Genomic DNA, 21,798 nt, shown 5'->3' with positions numbered 1-21,798 from the left:
TGGCGCGAGCGATTAGCTCGCACTCATTAATTTGTTGCCGGATTGCGCAAGGGTTTCCGCCGTTTTCATCATGCGGATTTGCATCTCAAAGTTTCTGGTAAGTGACATAACGCTAAGCAGTTCATCAATGGCTGACACGTTACTGCCTTCGATATGTTCCGGGGCAAGGTTTACCGTTGGATCAGCGGCAAAAGGTTGACCATCAAGGCTATGCAGCAAACTATCGCTTTCCTTTTGCAGTTGATTCATATCCGGTTTGACCAACTTCAATGTGCCTACTTCCACTTCGGCACCACCGCCTGGAGGAATCACCGAAACACGACCACGTTCACTGATCTCTACCTTTTGGAACTCAGGCAGTACCATCGGGCCATTATCACCAACCACGGCAAAACCATTGATGCTCATCGCACCCAGTTCATCGACTTTGATGTTACCGGCACGAGTGTATGCCTCATTGCCGGTAGGGGTTTGTACACTGATGTAGCCTTCACCCATGATGGCAATGTCTAGCGCTCGGCCCGTTTTCACCACATCGCCAGCATCAAAGCGTGTCGCTGCCGAGTTGGTGACCACCATAGTGCGGCCATCAAAACCAGAACCTTGTAGGGGAATGCTTTTAACGCGTTCCATATCTGCGCGAAAACCTGCAGTGTCCGCGTTCGATAAGTTGTTGGAGCGAACGTGTTGCGCTTTGAGTACTCGGCTCGCCCCTGTGGTTGCTGTGAATAACAAGCTATCCATGCTCTACACCTTATACTGCGTTAAACAGAGCTTGAGTGAGCTTGTCAGACGTTGAGATGGTTTTAGCGTTAGCTTGATAGTTGCGCTGTGCTGTCATCAAGTTCACAAGCTCAGAGGTCAGGTCAACGTTCGAGCCTTCCAATGCACCCGGCGTTAGGTCGCCTAACACACCAGAGCCAGGGGTACCCATGACTGGTGCCCCTGAGCCATAGCTTTGAGTCCATGCGGTACCATTGGTTTTCGCAAGCCCTTGAGGGTTGGCAAAGTTGGCTAACACCACTTGTCCTTGCAGTTGAGATTGACCATTGGTGTAGGTCGCAAACACCATGCCGTTATCTTCAACGCGTACGCCTGCTAATTCACCAGAGGTGTAACCGTTGGGATTGTTGGTACTCACACCAAATGCCGCTCCAAACTGAGTGCTGCCTTCGAGGCTAATATCGATGCTCATGGCATTCGCACCTGCCGCAGGAAACGCAACGTTAAAACTACCCGTTGGCGAGGCTAGTGTGCCATCCGGATTGAAGGTAACCGGAACCGTTTGTGCTGGCGTACTGCCACCATCAACCTGAACATTCACTTCCCAAGTATTGTCTGCAGTCTTAGTGAAGTACTGAGTCACCGTATGCGAGTTGCCTAATGAGTCATAAACTTTGGAGGTATATGATGAGTTGAAAGAATCTGGATCTGCTGGGTCAAAAGGATTCACCGTTTGATCGACGATTTTTGAGCTGGCGTCAAAGTTAGCCACGAAGTCCAACTTATCAGTCGCTTGTGCGGCTAGTGATGAAGTACTGATCTTCAGATCACCCACTGAACCCGTCAGTAGATTATTGTTGCTATCAACACCATAACCTTGTAGTTTCGCTCCCGTATTACCAACCACATAGTTGTCTTTATCGGTACCAAATACGCCCGCACGGGTATACAGCGTTTGCCCCATATGGTCTTTAGTGACGAAGAAGCCATTACCATTGATGGCCAAGTCCATAGCACGACCTGTTCCCGAAACCGAACCGTTCTTATCAAAGTTTTGCGAGATGGATGCGACTTCTACCCCTCCGGCTTGCATACCGTTATACACCGCAGAGAATTCTGTGCGCGCTTCTTTAAAACCGTAAGTCGATGCGTTAGCGATATTGTGGCTGATGGTATTAAGCTGAGTGTTAGTAGCGTCCAAGCCACTTAATGCGATATCAAAGCTCATAATGTCCTCTAATTCTGATAATGTGTCTCAGCACGTTGTTGTGCGATGAGCGTAGGCGCTAGGCACCAAACTGACTGATTTGATAGAAAGGCACATTGCCAACACCAGCGATATTCACCATGGCTGCGCCTCCGTTACTTGGAATTCGTACTTGCTTCACTTCACCGGCAAGCAATAAGTTAGGGTCCGCCTGACCTTCTTGAACCTCTACCGATAGCGAATACTTACCGGGCTTAAGACCCAACTCTTCAGGGTTGATTGAAAAATCCACGTCTCCCGCAGGGTGTGCGCCAAGCGGTACTTTGGTTTTCTGACCGAACTCGTCTTCTACAACTAAGGTCACTTGATTGGATGAATGCGCCAGCTCAACGCGGCCGTTTTGTATCCCGTCCGATAACTCCACTTCATTACCACTGACATACACGGTTTGCCCCACGAGCCCTGCCGTTGAAAGCACCTGCATGTTATCCAGCAGTACCATACTGTTTTGCATCAGCATCGACATATTCTCGGTACTCTGTACCTGTGAAAACTGTGCTAATTGGCTGACATACTCAGTGCCGTCTAGTGGGTTCAGTGGGTCTTGGTTTTGAATCTGCGCCACCATCAAGGTGATAAACTCATTTTGCAGTGACGTTGCGCTGTTCATGTCTTGTGGGTTAGCCGCGATACCAGCATTACTTTGACTCGCAACCGGCGTGTCCGTATCCAGAGCGGTAAATTGCGCGATACTCATTAGCGTCCTTCTCCTAGTCTCAACAAGCCTTGCTGCATGCTTTTCACATTAGCCAGCACTTCAACGTTGGTTTCAAAGCTGCGAGTTGCCGACATCATATCGGCCATTTCCGCCACCACATCGACACCTGGGTAGTACACATAGCCTTCTTCATTTGCCAGCGGGTTATTCGGTTCAAAACGCTGATCGGCTTTGGTATCACTTTGCACCACATCAACAATGCGCACTTCCGCATTCGGATACACATTTTGTCCCGCGGCAAGTTGAGTTTGACTGTATACCGTGGCAAATACTGGCTTTAACGCTTTGTAAGCATCATCTGGGTTAGCCGACACGGCATCAGCGTTTGCCAAGTTACTTGCCACTGTGTTCAATCGCACAGTTTGCGCCGTCATCGCAGAGCCTGCGATGGAATAGATATCAGTGAATGACATGATTAGCGTCCCTCTATCGCTTTAGCCAAACCACTGAATTTCATATTCATAAAGGTCAGACTGGTTTGGAAATCCATATTGTTTTGGGTGAACTTGGCTTGCTCTACACCGAGCTCAACGGTATTGCCGTCTTTACTGTTTTGGTAAGGCACTGAGTATTGCGTCGCAATGTCCAATTTTGGTGTTGGCGTATGCACACCATTTGGATTGGCTTGCTTCATCACGGTGGTAAAACTCAAGTCTTTGGCTAGGTATCCAGGGGTATCGACATTTGCTAAGTTACTAGCAAGCACCTTGGTACGCTGAACCCGAAAGTTGAGTGCTTGTGGGTGAACCCCCAATGCACTATCAAAACTGATTGCCATGTCTCTTGTCCTTAAATGGGCGAAGTACCAAGGGAAATAACAAGATATGTGCCAATTTTTTTATAAAACAAAAACAATGACTTACATATTTATCAGGAAATGGAACTTCCGTTTTACGGAAGCAAGACGTGGGATGAGGAAGTGGCTAGGAAGTGCTTTTTTGCTGCTGCTTACTTTACCTTCACAGGCCGAAATTCAGCAAAAAATGACGCCACAAGACGTGGAAGTGGCAGTACAACAGTCCGTCTTGGCGGAGATCGAACGCACCGCCCAGAGACAAAACTGGCAACACTACGAAACCAATCTGGTGATGTTCGTTCCAGAGTCAGCAAAACATTTAGCGAAATGCCAAGCACCATTGATTATCACAAGCCGAGATAGTCAGGCACTGCCTGTAGGCAACTTAAGACGCAGTGTGCAATGCCAAGATGGTCACAACGATTGGCGCATCAATACCAGCGCCAAAGTGACCTTATCGCTGCCTGTGGCCGTCGCCAGTCAAACATTAAATCGAGACACTCAGATCACTGCTGCATCAGTACAACTGGAAACTCGCACTCTCAATCGCGCCGTTCATTTCGTTGCCGATTTATCACAAATCATTGGCAACCAAGTCTCTCGCCGTATGCGAACAGGGCAAATCATTGATGCCAGCTTCGTGGTCAAGCCCCCGCTCGTCGAGAAGGGCAATGAAGTCGTCATCATTGCAACAAAAGGAAAATTCAATGCCAGCACGAAAGGCATTGCGTTGGAAACCGGTGGAGCTGGGGAGCAAATCGAGGTGCAAAATAGCCAATCTAAGAAAGTAATTCGAGCTGTGGTAACAGGTTTGAACCAAGTTCACACTCAGTTCTAATTTCTGGCTCAAGATAACAATTTTCGATTTTAGTGCTCGAATCAAATCGGATTTCTGCTGTAAAAAAATAAAAAGACCCAAATTCATCAAGGCAGATTTAATACTGCCTTCACTTTTGCCGCCCTATACTGTTAACGACACAGCGACAGGACAACATAGCAATGAAAATCGACAAGGTGGCCGGTGGGCACGTCCCTCAAACCAACTTTAATCAATCTAAAACACAGACCACTGAAGCTCCGACGCGCAAGACCGTTTCTGAGTCGGCGTTTAATGCCAATACAGCAGCATTGGATAAAGCCCAAGCCGAACTTGCCGCAATGCCGAATGTCGATATGGCAAAGGTTGAGGCGGTTCGTAATGCACTGGCGAAAGGTGAGTTGGGACTAGACGTCAAAGCGTTATCACAAGCAGTAATGCGTTTTCATACAGGACATGAGTCTTAGCCGTTATTTAATGGGCTATGTCTCAGCAAGAGGACAACTAAATGGCAGCAACAAGGACAGAGCTAGTCCAGCAATTTGTACTTTCAATCTCTGAAGACATCAAGCTTTATCGAAAGCTATTGGCACTGCTACAGCATCAAAAAGCGCTGTACTTAAAGTTTGATGGTGAAGCATTGAGTAACAATATTCATAACCAACTGCCAGTTCTCAAGCAACTAGGAAGCAATGCCAGTAAACGCAGCCACACGTTGCAACAACTGCAACTACCATGTTCTGAAAACGGAGCTAAAAAGCTCATTCGCGCTCTGCCAGCCAAGCTGTCCGATAGTATTGCCAAGCAATGGCAAATTCTAGAGGCGCTGATTAAAGAGTGTCAAAAGTACAATCATGACAATGGACAAAGTTCGGCCGCTTTCCATGAGTTACTCGGGGAGTTAACAGGGCAAAAACAACACTGTTATGGGGAACATGTCAGGTAACCTGAACCGCAACATCTACTGTTACCACTTACTATTATGGGTGGGAATTATCTTTGCGTGTCTCTGGTTTCGTCCTAGTCATGCGAATAGTCGGCCGCCAGAGAGTGCAATCCAGCCCCATTTAGACACTCTAAAGCCTTACCAAAAACAGATCATGAAGAAGTTTGAAGAATTCAACCCTTTGGTCGATGAGATCTTCAAACAGCTCTCTAAGCGTTCTCTGCCAGACAGTTTAGTTTTAGTTCCCATGCTTGAGTCCTCCTATAACCCTAAAGCTATTTCGCCTGCAAAAGCAGCCGGGCTTTGGCAGCTAATGCCGGCTACTGCGAAACGTTTTGGGCTCACAGTGACTCAGCAGCACGACCAACGTTTTGAGATAGCGCCGAGCACACATGCGGCGATGCAATATCTCGACTTTCTGTATAACAAGTTTGACGGTGATATTAACCTGACTCTCGCCGCCTACAACGCAGGTGAAGGGCGTGTACAGCGAGCCATCAAAAGAGCGGGTAGTCGGCAATTTTCAGATTTACGATTACCCACTGAGACCACACACTACGTTCACCGGTTTTATGCTCTATTGGCATTAGTCGACGTGAATTCACTAAGACAAGATCGCGTGACGACAATGTGGCTGTTTGCCAGCGAAACCCATTGGCAACAAGCACCGCTTATCGACTTAACACCACTGCCCCCCTTGATTTCGCTGTGACTAAGCTAACAATCTGAAAATTGCTTGTTCCCATCACCTTATTCACTGGTAAGATGCTGACATTCTAACCTATTCACCCAGACTCACTTTCATGCATAACGAACGCAAGGCAATCATCTTCGGATTGTCCGCTGTCCTCCTGTGGTCAACAGTCGCGACGGCATTTAAATTGACTTTAGCTGAATTCACACCAGCACAAATGGTCGCAGCAGCCTCATTCGCCTCAACCCTTGCCTTAGTCGCAGTCTGCGCATTTCAAGGTACCTTGTCGCAAGTAAAGACCACCTTTGTCTCAAACCCATTTTATTATCTGCTACTTGGTTTGATTAACCCGCTAGCATATTACCTAATTTTGTTCAAAGCTTACGACTTACTACCGGCTTCGCAAGCTCAGCCCATCAACTACAGTTGGGCCATTACCTTGACCTTAATGGCCGCGGTTTTTCTAAAGCAGAAAATTCGCCCTCAAGACTGGTTTGCATGTGCGTTGGGCTATTTAGGTGTTGTGGTTATCGCCACTAAAGGCGATGTACTGGGATTACAGTTCGATAGTCCTGCTGGCGTCGGTTTAGCCCTGCTTTCTACTCTACTTTGGGCGGGTTATTGGATCTTAAATACTCGCAATACCGCCGACCCTGTTGTTGGTGTGTTACTCGGTTTTTTAGTCGCACTACCGTTTGCCTTTGCCGTCGCACTTTATGAAGGCGCAGCGTGGTCAACCATCAGCATCAAAGGTTGGCTGGCGGTGTCTTATGTGGGTCTATTTGAGATGGGCATAACCTTTGTCTTATGGCTAAGTGCGCTGAAACTAACACAGAACACCGCTCGTATTAGTAACCTTATATTTGCATCACCGTTTATTTCTTTGATGTTGCTAGCATATGTTATCGGCGAAGAAATACATCCATCCACGTTAGTTGGCTTAGTACTGATTGTTATCGGACTAGTTGTTCAGCAAATCAAACGCAAAGCATAACTTCACTCCGCTTATCAACTGCAGTAAACCAAGCGTTTTAAACGTTTGGTTTACTGCATCATCAGCCGTTTTTTTCATACTTTTTTTACCTAGATCTCAAAAACGAACCTTTTCCGCCCTTCTCTTTATCAGCATAAAACTCCAGAAAAAACCACCAAAACAATCATTAACTCCAAATTGGAAAATGACATGGCCTTTTTGGCATTGCATCACTCTAAAAAACCTGTAGAAATGTAAGCGCACTAAATAAATTAATAATCAAAGTGTAAATATTTAGATACAGCCCAACACTCCCTCTACGGATAATAATGACAAAGGAAATGCTTTATGGATAATTCCATTCCTTCATCCAGTGCCGCTCGTCCCGGCATCTCTCAATTAATTCGTTCACTTGGCCCCGGCATTATGATGGCTGCCGCCGCCGTTGGCGGTTCACATCTCGTCGCTTCAACCAAAGCAGGTGCTATTTATGGTTGGCAATTAGCTGCACTCATTCTGCTCGTAAACCTATTTAAATACCCATTCTTCCGAGCAGGTGTTCAATATACCGTAGGTACTGGTGATAGCCTTATTCAAGGCTACGCGGGACTTGGTCGCGGCTACCTTTGGGTCTTCACGATTCTCAATGTTATTTCTGCAGTGGTAAACACCGCAGCGCTTCTACTATTCAGTGCCAGCCTACTTGGTTATTTCCTACCTTTTGAACTACCTTCGTTAGCTCTATGTGGTGTGGTCTTAGTGACTTGTGTAGCAATTTTGTTTGCAGGGCACTACAGGGCATTGGATGGGCTGTCAAAAGCCATCATGGCAACACTCACCGTTGCGACGGTTACAGCTGTCGTTATCGCCGCTTCTAACGGCAGTGTAGCTCCGGCAGATTATCAATCCCCTTCTCCTTGGACGATTGCCGCCATTGGCTTCATTGTGGTTACCATGGGTTGGATGCCTGCTCCAATTGAGATTTCTAGCATCACATCTATGTGGCTCAAGAGTCAGTGTAAGAAACAAAAAGTAACTGCTGAGTCTGCTCTGTTTGATTTCAACGTCGGTTATATTGGTACAGCAGTATTGGCGATTGTTTTTGTCGCCTTAGGTGCTTTGGTAATTCATGGCTCTGGTACTGAGCTTTCAGCATCAGGCGTAGGATTTTCCCATCAGTTGGTTAGCATGTATGCTTCGACCATCGGTGAATGGTCTCGTTATCTAATTGCGGTCATCGCCTTCTTCTGTATCTTTGGTAGTACTATCACGGTGATCGACGGTTATTCACGCGCAATCGCGGAGTCACAACGTCTGCTACAAGATCAAACGGAAGAGAATCCGAAGACTTATCAAGCCTGGGTCATCGTGGTTTCTATTGTCGCGATCTCTATCATCGCCTTCTTTGCTCAAGCGCTAATGCCAATGCTCAACTTTGCGATGATCATGGCCTTTGTGACGACGCCTATTTTTGCTCTTTTGAACTACATTCTTGTCTCTAAAACGGAGCTACCGACAGCTCTCCAAATGGGCAGTAAGCTAAAAGCACTGTCAATTCTAGGCTTAATCTATTTGTTCGGTTTCCTCGCCTTATTCATTTGGTGGAAATGGATAATGTAAAAACAGCAACGCCGAGCTCAATGCTCGGCGTTTTTTTAGGCTAGCGTATAATTATGTATTTGATTACAAGAACGCTAAGAACGGAGAGATACAAAGCAGGATACCCGTTACGATAATCATGTTGGTCGCCATGCCTTTATACTTCGCTAAGTGCGGGACTTGATACACCAAGTACGCTGGAATCAAACAGCCAACCAAACCAAACACAGGGCTACAAATCGAAGTAAATGATAGGATTGGAGCATTGATGGCGATAGCACCCCAAGCAAGTAATATAATGAAAACAGTAACCAACTTGCTGATCAATTTAGCATCTACTTGAGACTCATCGTATTTACGTAGAATCACATTCATAGCCAAACCAGTACACGCTTCCTTGAATGCCAAGAATACGCCGAAGAAAGACGTCACAACAGCAAAGATATTGATTACGATACCAGCAATGGTCGCCCAGCTGCCTGGGAAGTATTTAGCAATAATCGCTAACGCAGAAATGTTTTGGTTCATTGCATCAGCCGCTTGGTCTTGGCTGATAGCAAACGTAAAGGAAACAGCAAAGAAGAATACGATAACAAAGAGAATCGCAAAGGCAATCTTCATCGCACGGGTCGCTTTATAACGCGCAACTTCGATAGACTTCTCGTGAGAGCGATAAGAAATCACCATCGGGCTAAGAGACTGGATGAATAAAATTGAGGTCAGCGTAAATGGTAGAGTAATAATGGCATCTTTAATCATAGGGCCTATATTGCCCACCGCTGGAATATTATTAAAATCCCATCTTGCAACCAAAAGCACACCCATTAGTGCAACCAGTGAGAGGACCGTTACTGCCATAAACCCAGACAGTTTAAACAACAGCTTTTCACCTTTAGAGCCGATAAAAGAAAGCACACAAATAAGTGCTAATCCATAAAAAACATTATCGCTTAACTTCGTTTCTGTCACTCCAAATGAATGCAGGTATGATGCACTGTCATTAGTCACTGCTAGGGAATAAACTAACACCCAGATAACTAGCATGATGAAATATAATGCACCTAAAGCCATACCCCAGTTCTTGCCTAAATAGCCAGTAATGACTCCCGGATAGTCAGTACATTCTTTTGATTCAGCCAATGTATTAATGAACAGCTTTTGGAATAAGTACATGGCAGGGTAACCAATAACCGAAGAGAGTAAGAAAACCCAAAGTCCCATTACCCCGACTTGAACCGGAAGAAATACGATACCAGCACCAATAGCCATACCGATACTCATCACAATCCAACCAATATCTACGCTATCGAATTTAATGGCTTTTTGCCATTCTTGCAGCGACATTCCTGCTTTTTCGTAAGGCGTTTCTTGCTCTCTTAGCTCGATGCCATCACTAATCTGTGTCATTGTACGTCTCCGTTTTGGAATTAATTATTGTTCTATTTTTTTGTTATTTTCTAAGTGGAACTTAGATGATTTTTAGAGAGTACATTAACAATATGAGAAAATTTTTTTCCTTTTCTTAAATTAAAATAGATAATTAGAATATAATTCTACTCATAGAGACACTGCACAAAAACAATTTCTCACTTTGATTACAATCAATAAACCCCAACTTTAAACAATGCATATTTGTGACATAGCACAATATTTAACAACAATAAAAACGTTAACTAATATGTCCTTCAAGTTGAACAAGATCACACAATAAGAAATAAAATAACCAAAAATAAATAACCGAACCAATTTCCTCTTATTTTATATCTGCACTAATAATAAATAACAATATATAAAAAGCCTTTTATTTCAAATAAGAATAATAAACCCTTTTATGAAATTTGTTCTAAAATCTACTTATAGGTATTTCTTTGCAATATAAATTCAACAATTACACAGAAAATAACGTTAATAACAAATATTACTAACATGCTATTAAGCACGAATATACGCTCCATAAAGAGAGGAAAGAAGGTGGTTTTAGGCTGAAGAAAACAACCCTACAAGAAAAGTAAAAAAGGCCAATGAAGCATTGGCCTTTTATTGTATTCAATTTAGCTTATTTTTACGTATCAACACATAGAGCAATTTGGGCACCAAAGAGCGTTACTTGTTCACCATGATCTCTAGAATTTGAACATCAGTCTGAGTCATCGCGCCATTTGCAAGACTAGAAAGATTACGAATAGACTCATCCACATTTTCTGAGACAATGCCTTCGTTTCCTGTTACGCGAATACCATCCAACGCCATCAATGTCGCCTTAAAAGCAGCACCAGCAGAGGATGAGACCTTCATAGCGCAACTGGTTTTCGCACCATCGCAAATCATGCCTGCCACGTCACCAATCATGCTACATATCGCATCGCTAATTTGTTTGAAGTTACCACCGAGAAGCCATGTCATTCCGGCCGCAGCTCCCATCGAAGCGGTTGTCGCTCCGCATAGTGCCGACAATTTATGTTGATAGCTCTTAATATAGACTGCCATTAAATGAGATAACATCAGTGCTCGAATCATGGTTTCTCGGTCAGCATGCACATGCTCAGCTACTACCACAACAGGCATTGTTGCGGAAATACCTTGATTTCCCGAACCCGAATTACTCATCGCTGGCTTCATCGCACCATCCATACGAGCATCCGACGCAGCCGAAGTTCGACAAAGTACGTCCGTCATCAAGCTTTTAGCAAGCAAACCTTTGTCGACATTACGCTTAAATGTAGCGCCAACTTGCAAACCATAGTCTTGGCTTAACCCTTCATGGGATAGGTCATTGTTCAGCTGATAGGCTTGCTCAATAAAGCTGATGCTTTCTAACGGCGCATTCAGAGCAAAGTCAAAAATGTCCTGTGCGCAAGCATCTTTCATTGGACTTTCTGTTGGCTCAGAAGCTGTTTCTGCCTCTTGCTCTTGTGTATTGATGTAAGTGGTTAAGCCATCCTCTTCAATCGACACTACATTAGTATGGCTGTCTGCAATGGTCACAGCGACGCGATGTTCACCATCACTGACCACGACTTTGGCATAAATAATGTTGAGCACGTCGGCTACTTCGACCGTCACTGCACTTTGCAATGATTTCGCTTGAGTCACATCTTCCGGCGTAATATTTTTGAGAACTTCAAGCCCAGCCTCTGGCTCACCAGCCACGGCACCGATAGCGGCCGCGATCGACAACCCAACCATTCCCGTGCCAGGAACACCAACACCCATACCATTTTTCATTAAGTTAGGAGAAACATGGACCGAGATCATCTGGATATCTCCAGCAAGCTTTTGAGCGGCAATCGCACTCGCTAGTGCAACCGATACTGGCTCAGTACAACCCAATGCAGGTACGACTTCTTTTTTAATTAAGCGGGTAAAACCATCCCAAAGTTCAGTTCTCATAAATACACCTATACTCACCAAGCCTCAGAATTCCAAGACCGAAAATTATGAATCTCAACCCGTTCAACAAGCGTTTCAGGCTGATATGCTTTTAAGCGAATAGGTACACTATACGAGCTTTGTTAGAGATTTTTTTTACCTTATTTACTATCAAAAACCAAAATTGGAGAATTATTTTCTCCAATTACCTCTTTAAAAATAAGGTCTTTTAAGTGCATCACATTTTTAGATAGGATAAAGAGAGTTGAAGATGAGAGTTAGTACACGATGGACTTCTCTAAATGTGTAGAAGCCCAACGAGAGAGAATGCTGAATAGTGTGGCTAATTAAACGTGCTGACCAGCTACAAAACCGGAAGACCAGCACCACTGGAAGTTGTAGCCACCAAGCCAGCCTGTGACGTCCATGACTTCGCCAATAAAGAACAAACCTTGGATCGATTTGCATTCCATCGTTTTAGAAGAGAGATGATCGGTATTCACACCGCCAAGCGTCACCTCAGCCGTTCGATACCCTTCAGTGCCATTCGGTGCGATTTTCCAGTGCTCTAATGCTTCGCGAATTGCCACCAACTCTTTGGCGTGGTACTGCTTCAATGGTTTGTCTGCAAATACTTTGCGCTCAATAAGCACTTCCACTAAACGTTTAGGAAGCACACGTGCCAGAGTATTCTTCAAGCTTTGATTTGGGTGCTTTTCCAACGAACGAGCAAGCAGTTCATCAATATCCGCTTCTGGAGCTAGGTTAACCGACACACTTTGACCCGGCTTCCAGAAAGAAGAAATCTGTAGCACTGACGGTCCAGACAGACCACGGTGAGTAAACAGCAAGGCTTCTTTAAACAAAGTGCCGTCATTAGCGGTAATCTCCGCAGGTACCGCAATACCCGATAGCTCCGCAAAATCCTCTTTGTCTTCCTTGTGCAGAGTAAATGGCACTAAACCCGCAGTTGTAGGTTTTACTTCGAGACCAAACTGCTCAGCAATCTTATAACCAAACGGGGTTGCCCCCAGTTTAGGCATCGATAACCCACCAGTAGCGACAACCAATGATTCACATTCGATAACATCAGTATCAGCGTGCAAAGAGAAACCGGACTCCGTCTTCTCAATACTGTGTACGTCGGTTTGATAACGGAAGCGAATATTCGGTGTTTCACATTCTGACAGCAGCATCTTGACGATATCTTTTGCCGACTCTAAACAGAACAGTTGGCCGTGATCGCGCTCTTCAAACTCAATGCCGTATTTGCTCACCATGGCAATAAAATCCCAGTTGGTATACTGAGACAGGGCCGATTTCACAAAGTGTGGATTGCTACACAGATAGTTACTGGCAGAAACGTCGTAGTTGGTGAAATTACATTTACCACCACCAGAGATAAGAATTTTTCGACCTGGTTTTTTGGCGTGATCAAGCACGAGCACACTACGCCCACGTTTTCCCGCTTCTGCTGCACACATTAAACCTGCAGCACCAGCACCAATAACAACCACATCTACTTTTTGACTCATCACGACGTTCCGACAAGAATTTCAATAAAAAAAGGATGTGCTGATTGCACATCCTTTCGACAATTTGGCGCTATTTTAGCGACTTCATTAAATAAAGCCAACTCCCCGGAGCCATTAGCCCGGTTCGCGACAACGCCTTATCCTTGTGTTACCTCAATCTCACCTTATAAAAGGTGCCGTAATGCTTTGTCGTTAAAGCAAAAATCCAGCAAACAAGGTGACACCAATAAGCGCACAGCAAAGTACAAACAGCTCACGCACTCTGTCGCACTTTCCGGTAAACACTGGATCGTGGTGGTGGAGGTATTCTTTAGTTTTGAGATAGTGATACAGTCTCACTTGCTTCGACATATTGCCGTGCGCCGTAAAGAAGCCTCGTCCATCCACTTGCTGATAGAGCAACGGATGCGCTTCACGCATGATGAATATAAGTGCGCGTAGTGCTGTCAGATACCTCGCCATATTGACTGAGGTAATGAGCATCAATGCTAATAGAATAGTGTCTCCACTGATCATCTTTTCCTCCCTACATCTTCCTAGACACCCAAGAGAAAAAGACGAACAGTCGACTTTTAGACGCTGAGATTACTCAGCTGGGGCGTCCATAATGGAAGAAGAACCCTCTTTTGCTAACACTGCTAAATCTTTGTCGATAAAGAATAGCGCCTGACCATTCTCACCTACGAGTTCTAGCTTATCTAAGATCCCTTTAAACAATTTTTCTTCTTCGTGTTGCTCCGCAACATACCACTGAAGAAAGTTAAACGTTGAGTAGTCCTGAGCGGTGAACGCCACATGAGCAAGCTTGTTGATTCTTTCAGTAATCATCTGCTCATGCTTATAAGTTTCACGGAACACATCACCTAGACTTTCGAAATCATGTCTTGGAGCTTCGATGCTACCTAAAATCGGTAACGCACCAGTCTCACTCACATAAGTAAACAGTCTGTGCATGTGCTGCATTTCTTCGTCAGCGTGTTTACGAAGAAATAGCGCCGCGCCTTCAAAACCTTTGTCTTCACACCAAGCACTCATTTGTAAGTATAGATTGGATGAGAAGAATTCGAGGTTAATTTGCTCATTCAGATGCTGAACCATTGCTGGAGAAAGCATTCTAGACTCCTAATTTTATTTCAAAAGTTAACGCCACTATAACATAACTTATTGAGGAGTCTCTGATCTCAAACCCAAACTCGCAACCTGCTGGATACTCAATCGCTACTTTTGATTCTAGAAAACTTTGGCGACTTTGCTCACAATTTATTGTCTTGTTGCTGAGAATTAACTTTATGGACTCCACTTTTTCATCTCTAGCTGGCGCAAAACAGGCTCTCTGTTCAAACGCGATATGTCTTCACAGGATCACGAATGACCGCCTGTAATTTGTACTTTGGATAACGATTTGAGATCACATCAACATAATTTTAAGGAGGAAAATGCTATGTTTTCCATAGTACTAACGTCAGGAGGAGTGCGTTATGAGTTATAAACATATTATGGTCGCATTAGATCTCTCAGAAGAAAGCAAAATGCTCATAGACAAGGCGGTCTCTCTCGCGAAGCCACTGGATGCAGAGGTTTCATTTATCCATATTGATGTCAATTATGCCGAGCTGTACACCGGGCTGATTGATTTAAACATGGCCGAGACACAACATCAGGCGATGGAAGCCTCGATGACTCAATTAAGAGATTTCGCAGAATACGCAGGTTACCCAATTAAGCATTCATTAGTAGGTAGTGGTGATTTAAGTAACGAGCTACGCGATACCATTGGTGAATACAATGTCGACCTTGTGGTATGTGGTCATCACCAAGATTTCTGGAGTAAAATCCTGTCTTCGACTCGCCAGCTTATCAATACCTCACCTGTCGATATGTTAGTGGTTCCGATTAAGGACTAACTTGCAGTAAAAGGCTTCGAAAGGAGCCTTTTTTGATCCGATCTGTATTGATTCACAAAGATGTTACAATAGCTCCATCGTTCACATTAACAACATGTTTAAGCAATGGGTTATCTTTATTCTGTCACTCTGCTTTGGGCTTTTTCTTTTAGCCTAATCGGGGTCTATCTAGCGGGTCAGGTGGATTCGTGGTTCTCAGTTCTAATGCGTGTGGTGCTAGCCGCGTTAGTCTTTTTGCCTTTTACTAACTTTAGACAAGTGCCAGGAGCCTTAAAAGCCAAGCTGATGGCCATTGGTGGTATCCAACTAGGCTTGATGTATTGCTTCTACTATCAGTCCTTCTTATTGCTATCCGTACCTGAAGTGTTGCTGTTCACTGTTTTTACTCCCATTTACGTAACACTTTTCTATGACTTCCTAAAAGGACGCTTTTCTCCTTGGTATTTTATCACTGCCGCGATTGCGGTGGCTGGCGCTGCCTTTATCAAATTTGCAGGTATCAACGACAACTTCATCACGGGCTTTCTCGTGGTACAGGGAGCCAACCTCTGTTTTGCTATTGGACAGGTTGGTTATAAATATGTGATGGAGCAAGCAGACGTTGAACTGCCACAGCATAGTGTGTTTGGTTACTTCTACTTTGGAGCAACCATCGTGGCAACGATCGCCTTTGCGCTGTTTGGCAGTTTTGACAAGATGCCGACCACCAACCTGCAATGGGGCGTGCTAATTTACTTGGGTGTAATTGCATCGGGCTTGGGGTATTTCATTTGGAACAGAGGGGCGTGTCTGGTCAATGCAGGGGCGCTAGCCGTGATGAATAACTTATTGGTTCCTGCCGGGCTTATCGTCAATATTGTGATTTGGAATCGCGATGTGGATTTAGTAAAACTGTCGATTGGAGGCGGTATCATTCTGCTGTCGTTAGTGGTCAACGAACTGTGGGTGAAACCGAGAGCGGAAGCCCAGTTCAATAACGCTTAGGACTTCCATCTAGAGAAAACTAGTGCAGCTGTTCTGGCTGCACTTTAACAACCTGTTTCTCAACCACATTGGCCGCGAGCTGATACTTCTGTTCCAACTTACTCTGTTTACGAGCGAGCTTTTGGCTCTTCTTGAGTACTTTCAGCAACTTCTTCTGAGCTTTTTTCTGTGCCTTTAGGGCCTTCTTGGCTCGTTTTACCGCTTTTTTGTCCACTACGTCCATCATCTCTGAATCAATCAAATTTGCCTCTAACACTGATGTTTTGCTTACTTTTTTCTCTGAGAGCTTTTCCAACTTAGCAGGGCGAATTTGAGGCAAAGCTTCAGCAAGAACACCACATTGCTGTTGCTCGTGAACTGGCTTATTTTGACAAGAGGCAGGAGGAATCGCGGCAGGCTTGCACAGCGTTGATTTGTCCACAGAAGATCGGGAACAGGAGCGGCATAGGTATTTAGGCTCAGTGACTAATCGGTGTATTTCACCGAGGTTGTCGCTAATATCACGACGATTTAACTTACACAGACGCTTACTCATACCACTCTCCAACACCCAGACAACGAAAACAGGAATGATTCTTAGTTAGATATAACGTCTAATGCGGGCAGTTTCAAGTAACTTGCTCCAGTTACAACGAGCAAATTACTCAAATAAACAAATGAAGAGCGTTAACTCATTGATGCGTTGACATAAACATCAAAACGGTTTTTTTTGGTTTCAATCGCCATTGTCGGTTTTTTCTCATCCAGCCAATTGGCGTAATCAGGACGTTTCACCACAACCCGCTTAGTCGCAAGCTTCAGAGCTGGATCCAGTAACCCATCGGCATCTGTATCAGCGCCGACCAAAGACTGGAAAACTCGCATCTCTTTTTTTACCAGAGCAGATTTTTTCTTGTTTTCTGGATGCGGGTACATCGGGTCAAGGTAAACGACATCGGGGCGTTCAAACTGGCTGTCATCGGCGAGGGAATCCAAAGCTTCCAAGCTTGATGCGTGCAACAGAGACATTCGCTCGCTGACCCACTCTCCGATTTCTTCATCCTGCTTGGCACGTGAAAGACCGTCATCAAGTAAAGCGGCCACTACCGGGTGTCTTTCTACCATTTGTACTTTACAGCCCAGAGAAGCTAGTACAAAAGCATCGCGGCCCAGACCTGCTGTTCCATCAAGAACGGTGGGGGTCGCACCTTTATTTAACCCTGCCGCTTTAGCAATAGCCTGTCCCTTGCCACCTCCAAACTTACGACGATGAGCCACCGCACCACCAGCAAGATCAACAAAGATAGCGCCTAGTTTAGGCTCATCCAACTTGCGTAGTTCTAGCCTTTCTTCAGTTAAAACCAGAGCGAACTCAGACGATTGGCACGCCGTTAAGCCCCAACGACTGGCAAGATCCAGTAGCTGTTGTTGGCGTGGCTCATGTTCGCAGATAAGTTGGATTTGCAAGATAGGCTCCGAATAAGGCTAAGGTATAGCGCGCAAGTTTACCTCAAGTCGCAACGGTGACCAATAACCGTGATCCGCACAAAGACGACCAGATGGAAATAGTGATAAGCTTTAGCCCCATCAATACGACCATAACCTAGGACTCGATATGCATGCCACTAATGGACTTGATGACCTCGACAAAGCGATCCTAAAAACACTGATGGAAGATGCCCGTCGCCCCTATGCAGAGATGGCGAAGCAATTCGATGTCAGCCCTGCCACTATCCATGTGCGCATTGAAAAGATGAAAGCCGCTGGAATTATCGAAGGTACCGAAGTGGTCGTGAATACCAAAAAACTCGGCTACGACGTGTGCTGTTTTATCGGTATTAACCTTTACGCTGCGCGTGACTACCATTCTGCACTAGAGAAACTAAATGCCTTGGATGAAGTGGTTGAAGCCTACTACACCACAGGGGCATATAACATCTTCGTGAAGCTGATGTGTCGCTCAATTGAGGAGTTGCAGCACGTGTTAATCGATAAACTGCAAGCGATTGAAGAAGTACAATCGACGGAAACGTTGATCTCGTTGCAGAACCCGATTAGTCGCAATGTGAATCCTTAAGGGTTGTGTGCGCCGTATGTAGATTCCTGCGAAGCTAGCGGAATGACGGAACATTTTGAGGAAATATACTTTTAAGTCCGTCCCCCTGCGCAGACAGGGGTCTACTCCAAAGCCCCACCAACCCAAAAAAAGGCGCTCTTTAGAGCGCCTTTTTACTATCCCAAGTGAAGGATTAAACCCACTTAGTCTTCGTTGCTTCTTTCACTGCAGACATAACCAGCGTCGGTAGTGATGCTGCCATAACGACACCGAATAAGTGACCTGCTGCTAATGCTTCCGTGTTGAAGATTAGCTGACCTAGACCGGTATAAATAACCCCTAGCGATAGAATCGCTGACACCGCTACCGCACCTAGTAGATACGGGTTAGTGAATGGGTTTCTGCGGTATAGCGACGTAAAGGTACGTGAGTCAAATAGGTGCCATAGCTGAGCAAACACCAGCATCGCAAATGCCATTGTCTGTGCGTAGTTCGCTGAGAAACCGTTCGTCAGTGCCCAGTTAAACGCCATGTAGCTCATGCCACCTAGTGCCAGACCACGAGTCAGGATACGAGTACCTAGATGGTCACTGAAGAAGCTCTCGTTACGTTTGCGAGGCTTACGCTCCATCAGATCTTTCTCTTCTGGCTCAACACCTAACGCTAGTGCTGGTAGACCGTCCGATACCAAGTTGATCCATAGAATCATCAATGGTGTTAGCGGCAAAATAGCTTCTGGGCCCATCATTAAGAATGCGAACAGAATTACCGATACTTCACCAACGTTCGCTGTCAGAGCCTGACGGATGAACTTACGAAGGTTATCGAAGATTTGACGACCTTGGCGTACCGCTTTCACGATAGTGCTAAAGTTGTCATCCAGTAAGATAAGGTCACCTGAGTCTTTCGCAACCGACGTACCAGTAATACCCATGGCAACGCCAATGTCTGCGCGGCGCAGTGCTGGCGCATCATTCACACCATCACCTGTCATCGCAGCCACTTCGTTGTTGAACTGTTGAGCTTGAACGATACGTAACTTGTGCTCTGGCGTTACACGGGCAAATACCGCAACGTCTGGACAGATTTGACGAAGCTTATCATCGTCCATCTCATCGAGCTCTGCACCCGTCACAACCAAGTCTTTCTCACTACGGATGATACCGATATCACGAGCAATCGCCGCGGCAGTTAGCGCGTGGTCACCTGTGATCATTACCGTTCTTACCCCTGCTTGGTAGCAGCTTTCAATGGCATCGCGTACTTCAGGACGCGGTGGATCCATGATGCCGTATAGGCCAAGCACAGTAATGTCTTTCTCAAGCTCGCTATGGTCACGCTCAAGGTCAGCTTCAGATAACGCTTTATAGCCAACCGCTAGCGTACGTAATGCATCTTGAGCAAAGTTCTCAATCGCCGCTTCATAGTTCGCCACAACCTCTTCGCTCGGGCTTGCCGCTAGCGCTAAGTTGCCGTCTGTCGCGGTTGGTGTGTGGTCTACTGGCATACCATCAACCATAAAGCCTGCAGCATTGCGAAGAATCACATCTGGTGCACCTTTAATCGCTAGGAAATGGTTACCCTCTGGATCTTTAACAATCACTGATGCCATCTTACGAGAAGAGTCGAATGGGAACTTCTCAACAATTGAATAGCCGCCTGAAGTCAGCATCTCAGATTGGTTAAGACCCGCCTTCGCCGCCGCCACAATCAGGGCGCCCTCTGTTGGATTACCACGAACCGTCGACTTGTCGCCATCCATGATGTATTCAGAGTCATTACATAATGTTGCAACCACTAGCCCTTTCATCATCTCTGGGCTTTGCTTTGCATCTGTGCTGTGCGATAGCGGCTTAAATTGACCTTCAGGGCTGAAGCCTTTACCACTTACTTCCCAGTAACGACCGCTTGCATCATACGCCTTCATTACCTGCATTTGGTTTTGGGTGAGCGTACCTGTTTTATCTGAACAGATAACTGTGGTAGAACCTAAAGTCTCTATCGCCGCCAACTGCTTAGCCAGAGCATTATTCTTCACCATACGAGTAGAACCCATGGTCAGAACAATAGTGATAACCGTAGGAAGACCTTCAGGAATAGCGGCTACCGACAGTGAGATACCTGTATTTAAGATCTCTAGCCATGGCATGCCATAATAAAGACCAATCGCACACACTACTGCTACTACGCCAAGCGCAACTAGCATCAAAGTCTTGGCGATGGTATCCATACGCTCTTGCATTGGTGTCTTAGTTTCTTCAGTGTTCGCCATCAGGTCGGCAATGTGACCTACTTCGGTCTGCATACCTGTCGCCACAACTAAACCTAGACCCGTGCCCGACGTAACCATGGTAGTCATAAAGCCCATGTTTAACTGGTCACCAAGACCTACCGTTTCGTCGTCAATCACTTTAGCCGTTTTATCTACCGGTTCAGATTCACCAGTCAGTGCCGCTTCGTCGATAGACAGACGATTAGCTTCTAAGATACGAACGTCAGCCGCTAGGATGTCACCTGTGCTGATTTTTAAGATATCACCAGGCACGATGTCGCTAGCTGGAATATCAATCCATTCACCATCACGCTTCACTTGTGCAGACGGTGCGGCCATTTGGCGCAGCGCTTCCATCCCTTTCTGAGCTTTGAATTCTTGCCAGAATGCGATAAGCGCATTGATAAAGATGATCGCGGTAATCGCGATAGCATCCACTAAGTGTCCGGTGAAATAGGAAACAATGGCACCCACACCTAGAATGAAGATCAGTGGGTTTTTAAATTGATGAGCAAAGAGTTCAAGCGCAGATTTTCCTGCCTTTTCTTGAAGTTCGTTTTTACCGTACTGAGATTGACGCTCCGCCGCTTCTTGTGAAGACAAACCTTGCTCTGGCGCTACACCCATCATCTGTTGGGTATTCTCAACGGTTTCAGTGAACCACTTTTTAGTCATAGGGGATACTCCGAATAAATTCAGTCGACACCGGTAGAATGGCAAACCGATAAAAAGCAATCGCTGAATATAAATTTTTAAAATCTCAACGCTGTTTGCATGTTTATTAACAATTAATGCGTAAGCGATGAGTAAAAATAAATTACCCGAAACCAAATAGGCTTGTAATTAACTTTCGGAGCGCTTACATGCACTCTAGGACGATTCTTTGACTTAAAACAAACTAGTTTTTTATTCAGAGCTTAGAACTAATTATTCATTGTAAGCAGATTTTAATAACACCTAATTTTCACTGAAATAACACTTCTGTTTTTTCGAACATTGAAACTTGTTTACACGACGGACCTTGATCAAGGTCGGAAGGTTTTGATGACGAATTATCGATTATTAATCGCTATTCAATAGTTATTCAATTGGGGAGATATATCATCTTAACGGTCTTTTCTACCAACTTAACTATTGGCTCAGCCGGTAAAATTAGCTTTCTCAAC

Annotated in this window: 22 protein-coding genes; 9 read left to right on the top strand and 13 right to left on the bottom strand. The window is 45.2% G+C overall.

Going from position 1 to position 21,798, the window contains the following annotated elements; genetic code table 11:
* Positions 1-12 precede the first annotated feature (12 nt).
* From JKJ11_RS00410 to flgB, 5 genes are read right to left on the bottom strand one after another with little or no spacing between them, the layout of a single operon-like run.
* Entirely contained in the window at positions 13-744 is a 732-nt protein-coding gene (locus tag JKJ11_RS00410) for a flagellar basal body rod protein FlgF (RefSeq protein WP_006072116.1), read from the bottom strand.
* 10 nt (positions 745-754) lie between these two features.
* Complete coding sequence (gene flgE, locus JKJ11_RS00405; protein ID WP_006072114.1) at positions 755-1,951, bottom strand: flagellar hook protein FlgE; 1,197 nt, start codon at positions 1,949-1,951, stop codon at positions 755-757.
* 58 nt (positions 1,952-2,009) lie between these two features.
* Complete coding sequence (flgD, locus tag JKJ11_RS00400) at positions 2,010-2,687, bottom strand: flagellar hook assembly protein FlgD (RefSeq protein WP_006072112.1); 678 nt, start codon at positions 2,685-2,687, stop codon at positions 2,010-2,012.
* Positions 2,687-3,121 carry a flagellar basal body rod protein FlgC gene (flgC, locus tag JKJ11_RS00395; RefSeq protein WP_252038616.1) on the bottom strand — a complete coding sequence of 145 codons (435 nt, stop codon included), beginning with the start codon at positions 3,119-3,121 and terminating at the stop codon, positions 2,687-2,689. The genes flgD and flgC overlap by 1 nt, the downstream gene beginning before the upstream one ends.
* Positions 3,122-3,123: 2 nt before the next feature.
* On the bottom strand, positions 3,124-3,486 hold the full coding sequence (gene flgB / locus JKJ11_RS00390; RefSeq protein WP_006072109.1) for a flagellar basal body rod protein FlgB: 363 nt from the start codon (positions 3,484-3,486) through the stop codon (positions 3,124-3,126).
* Positions 3,487-3,619: 133 nt separating this feature from the next.
* On the opposite strand from flgB, the gene flgA reads away from it, so the two are divergent.
* From flgA to JKJ11_RS00360, 6 genes are all read left to right on the top strand, one after another.
* Complete coding sequence (flgA, locus tag JKJ11_RS00385) at positions 3,620-4,342, top strand: flagellar basal body P-ring formation chaperone FlgA (RefSeq protein ID WP_252038615.1); 723 nt, start codon at positions 3,620-3,622, stop codon at positions 4,340-4,342.
* A 161-nt stretch (positions 4,343-4,503) separates the two neighbouring features.
* Complete coding sequence (gene flgM / locus JKJ11_RS00380) at positions 4,504-4,788, top strand: flagellar biosynthesis anti-sigma factor FlgM (protein ID WP_006072105.1); 285 nt, start codon at positions 4,504-4,506, stop codon at positions 4,786-4,788.
* A gap of 41 nt (positions 4,789-4,829) precedes the next feature.
* Positions 4,830-5,267, top strand: coding sequence for a flagellar export chaperone FlgN (flgN, locus tag JKJ11_RS00375; protein ID WP_252038614.1), 438 nt, complete (start codon positions 4,830-4,832; stop codon positions 5,265-5,267).
* A gap of 154 nt (positions 5,268-5,421) precedes the next feature.
* Positions 5,422-5,979, top strand: a complete 558-nt coding sequence (locus JKJ11_RS00370) for a lytic transglycosylase domain-containing protein (protein WP_373682920.1) — start codon at positions 5,422-5,424, stop codon at positions 5,977-5,979.
* Positions 5,980-6,070: 91 nt separating this feature from the next.
* The gene (locus tag JKJ11_RS00365) at positions 6,071-6,955 is read left to right on the top strand and encodes a DMT family transporter (protein ID WP_006072101.1); all 885 of its coding nucleotides are present in this window, start codon (positions 6,071-6,073) and stop codon (positions 6,953-6,955) included.
* A gap of 327 nt (positions 6,956-7,282) precedes the next feature.
* Positions 7,283-8,554 (top strand): NRAMP family divalent metal transporter, encoded by a 1,272-nt coding sequence (locus tag JKJ11_RS00360; protein WP_252038613.1) that lies wholly within the window; start codon positions 7,283-7,285, stop codon positions 8,552-8,554.
* Positions 8,555-8,617: 63 nt separating this feature from the next.
* On the opposite strand, the gene JKJ11_RS00355 is transcribed toward JKJ11_RS00360, so the two are convergent.
* From JKJ11_RS00355 to ftnA, 5 genes are all read right to left on the bottom strand, one after another.
* Positions 8,618-9,940 (bottom strand): SLC5/6 family protein, encoded by a 1,323-nt coding sequence (locus JKJ11_RS00355; RefSeq protein ID WP_038228676.1) that lies wholly within the window; start codon positions 9,938-9,940, stop codon positions 8,618-8,620.
* A 696-nt stretch (positions 9,941-10,636) separates the two neighbouring features.
* Entirely contained in the window at positions 10,637-11,923 is a 1,287-nt protein-coding gene (locus tag JKJ11_RS00350) for an L-cysteine desulfidase family protein (RefSeq protein WP_006072096.1), read from the bottom strand.
* A 326-nt stretch (positions 11,924-12,249) separates the two neighbouring features.
* Positions 12,250-13,437, bottom strand: a complete 1,188-nt coding sequence (locus JKJ11_RS00345; protein ID WP_198558532.1) for a BaiN/RdsA family NAD(P)/FAD-dependent oxidoreductase — start codon at positions 13,435-13,437, stop codon at positions 12,250-12,252.
* Positions 13,438-13,629: 192 nt separating this feature from the next.
* Entirely contained in the window at positions 13,630-13,953 is a 324-nt protein-coding gene (gene uspB / locus JKJ11_RS00340) for a universal stress protein UspB (protein WP_006072092.1), read from the bottom strand.
* Positions 13,954-14,022: 69 nt separating this feature from the next.
* Positions 14,023-14,550, bottom strand: a complete 528-nt coding sequence (gene ftnA, locus JKJ11_RS00335) for a non-heme ferritin (protein WP_006072091.1) — start codon at positions 14,548-14,550, stop codon at positions 14,023-14,025.
* Between the two features lie 365 nt (positions 14,551-14,915).
* Between ftnA and uspA the strand changes: the two genes are divergently transcribed.
* Positions 14,916-15,341, top strand: a complete 426-nt coding sequence (gene uspA, locus JKJ11_RS00330; protein ID WP_006072089.1) for a universal stress protein UspA — start codon at positions 14,916-14,918, stop codon at positions 15,339-15,341.
* 105 nt (positions 15,342-15,446) lie between these two features.
* The gene (locus JKJ11_RS00325; RefSeq protein ID WP_252038612.1) at positions 15,447-16,325 is read left to right on the top strand and encodes a carboxylate/amino acid/amine transporter; all 879 of its coding nucleotides are present in this window, start codon (positions 15,447-15,449) and stop codon (positions 16,323-16,325) included.
* A 19-nt stretch (positions 16,326-16,344) separates the two neighbouring features.
* Here JKJ11_RS00325 and JKJ11_RS00320 read toward each other — a convergent pair whose 3' ends face one another.
* Both JKJ11_RS00320 and JKJ11_RS00315 read right to left on the bottom strand, forming a co-directional pair.
* Positions 16,345-16,860 carry a hypothetical protein gene (locus JKJ11_RS00320; RefSeq protein WP_006072086.1) on the bottom strand — a complete coding sequence of 172 codons (516 nt, stop codon included), beginning with the start codon at positions 16,858-16,860 and terminating at the stop codon, positions 16,345-16,347.
* Positions 16,861-16,991: 131 nt separating this feature from the next.
* Positions 16,992-17,771 carry a class I SAM-dependent methyltransferase gene (locus tag JKJ11_RS00315; protein ID WP_236111272.1) on the bottom strand — a complete coding sequence of 260 codons (780 nt, stop codon included), beginning with the start codon at positions 17,769-17,771 and terminating at the stop codon, positions 16,992-16,994.
* 148 nt (positions 17,772-17,919) lie between these two features.
* On the opposite strand from JKJ11_RS00315, the gene asnC reads away from it, so the two are divergent.
* The gene (gene asnC / locus JKJ11_RS00310; protein WP_006072083.1) at positions 17,920-18,381 is read left to right on the top strand and encodes a transcriptional regulator AsnC; all 462 of its coding nucleotides are present in this window, start codon (positions 17,920-17,922) and stop codon (positions 18,379-18,381) included.
* A 172-nt stretch (positions 18,382-18,553) separates the two neighbouring features.
* Here the strand turns inward: asnC and JKJ11_RS00305 are convergent, their stop codons facing one another.
* Positions 18,554-21,307, bottom strand: a complete 2,754-nt coding sequence (locus JKJ11_RS00305; protein ID WP_252038611.1) for a cation-translocating P-type ATPase — start codon at positions 21,305-21,307, stop codon at positions 18,554-18,556.
* Positions 21,308-21,798: the final 491 nt, after the last annotated feature.

It is taken from the genome of Vibrio sp. SCSIO 43133, assembly GCF_023716845.1.
Taxonomy (GTDB): Bacteria; Pseudomonadota; Gammaproteobacteria; order Enterobacterales; family Vibrionaceae; genus Vibrio; species Vibrio mediterranei.
The sequence above is the reverse complement of the archived record's forward strand: the minus strand, read 5'-3'. Positions and strand labels throughout refer to the sequence as shown.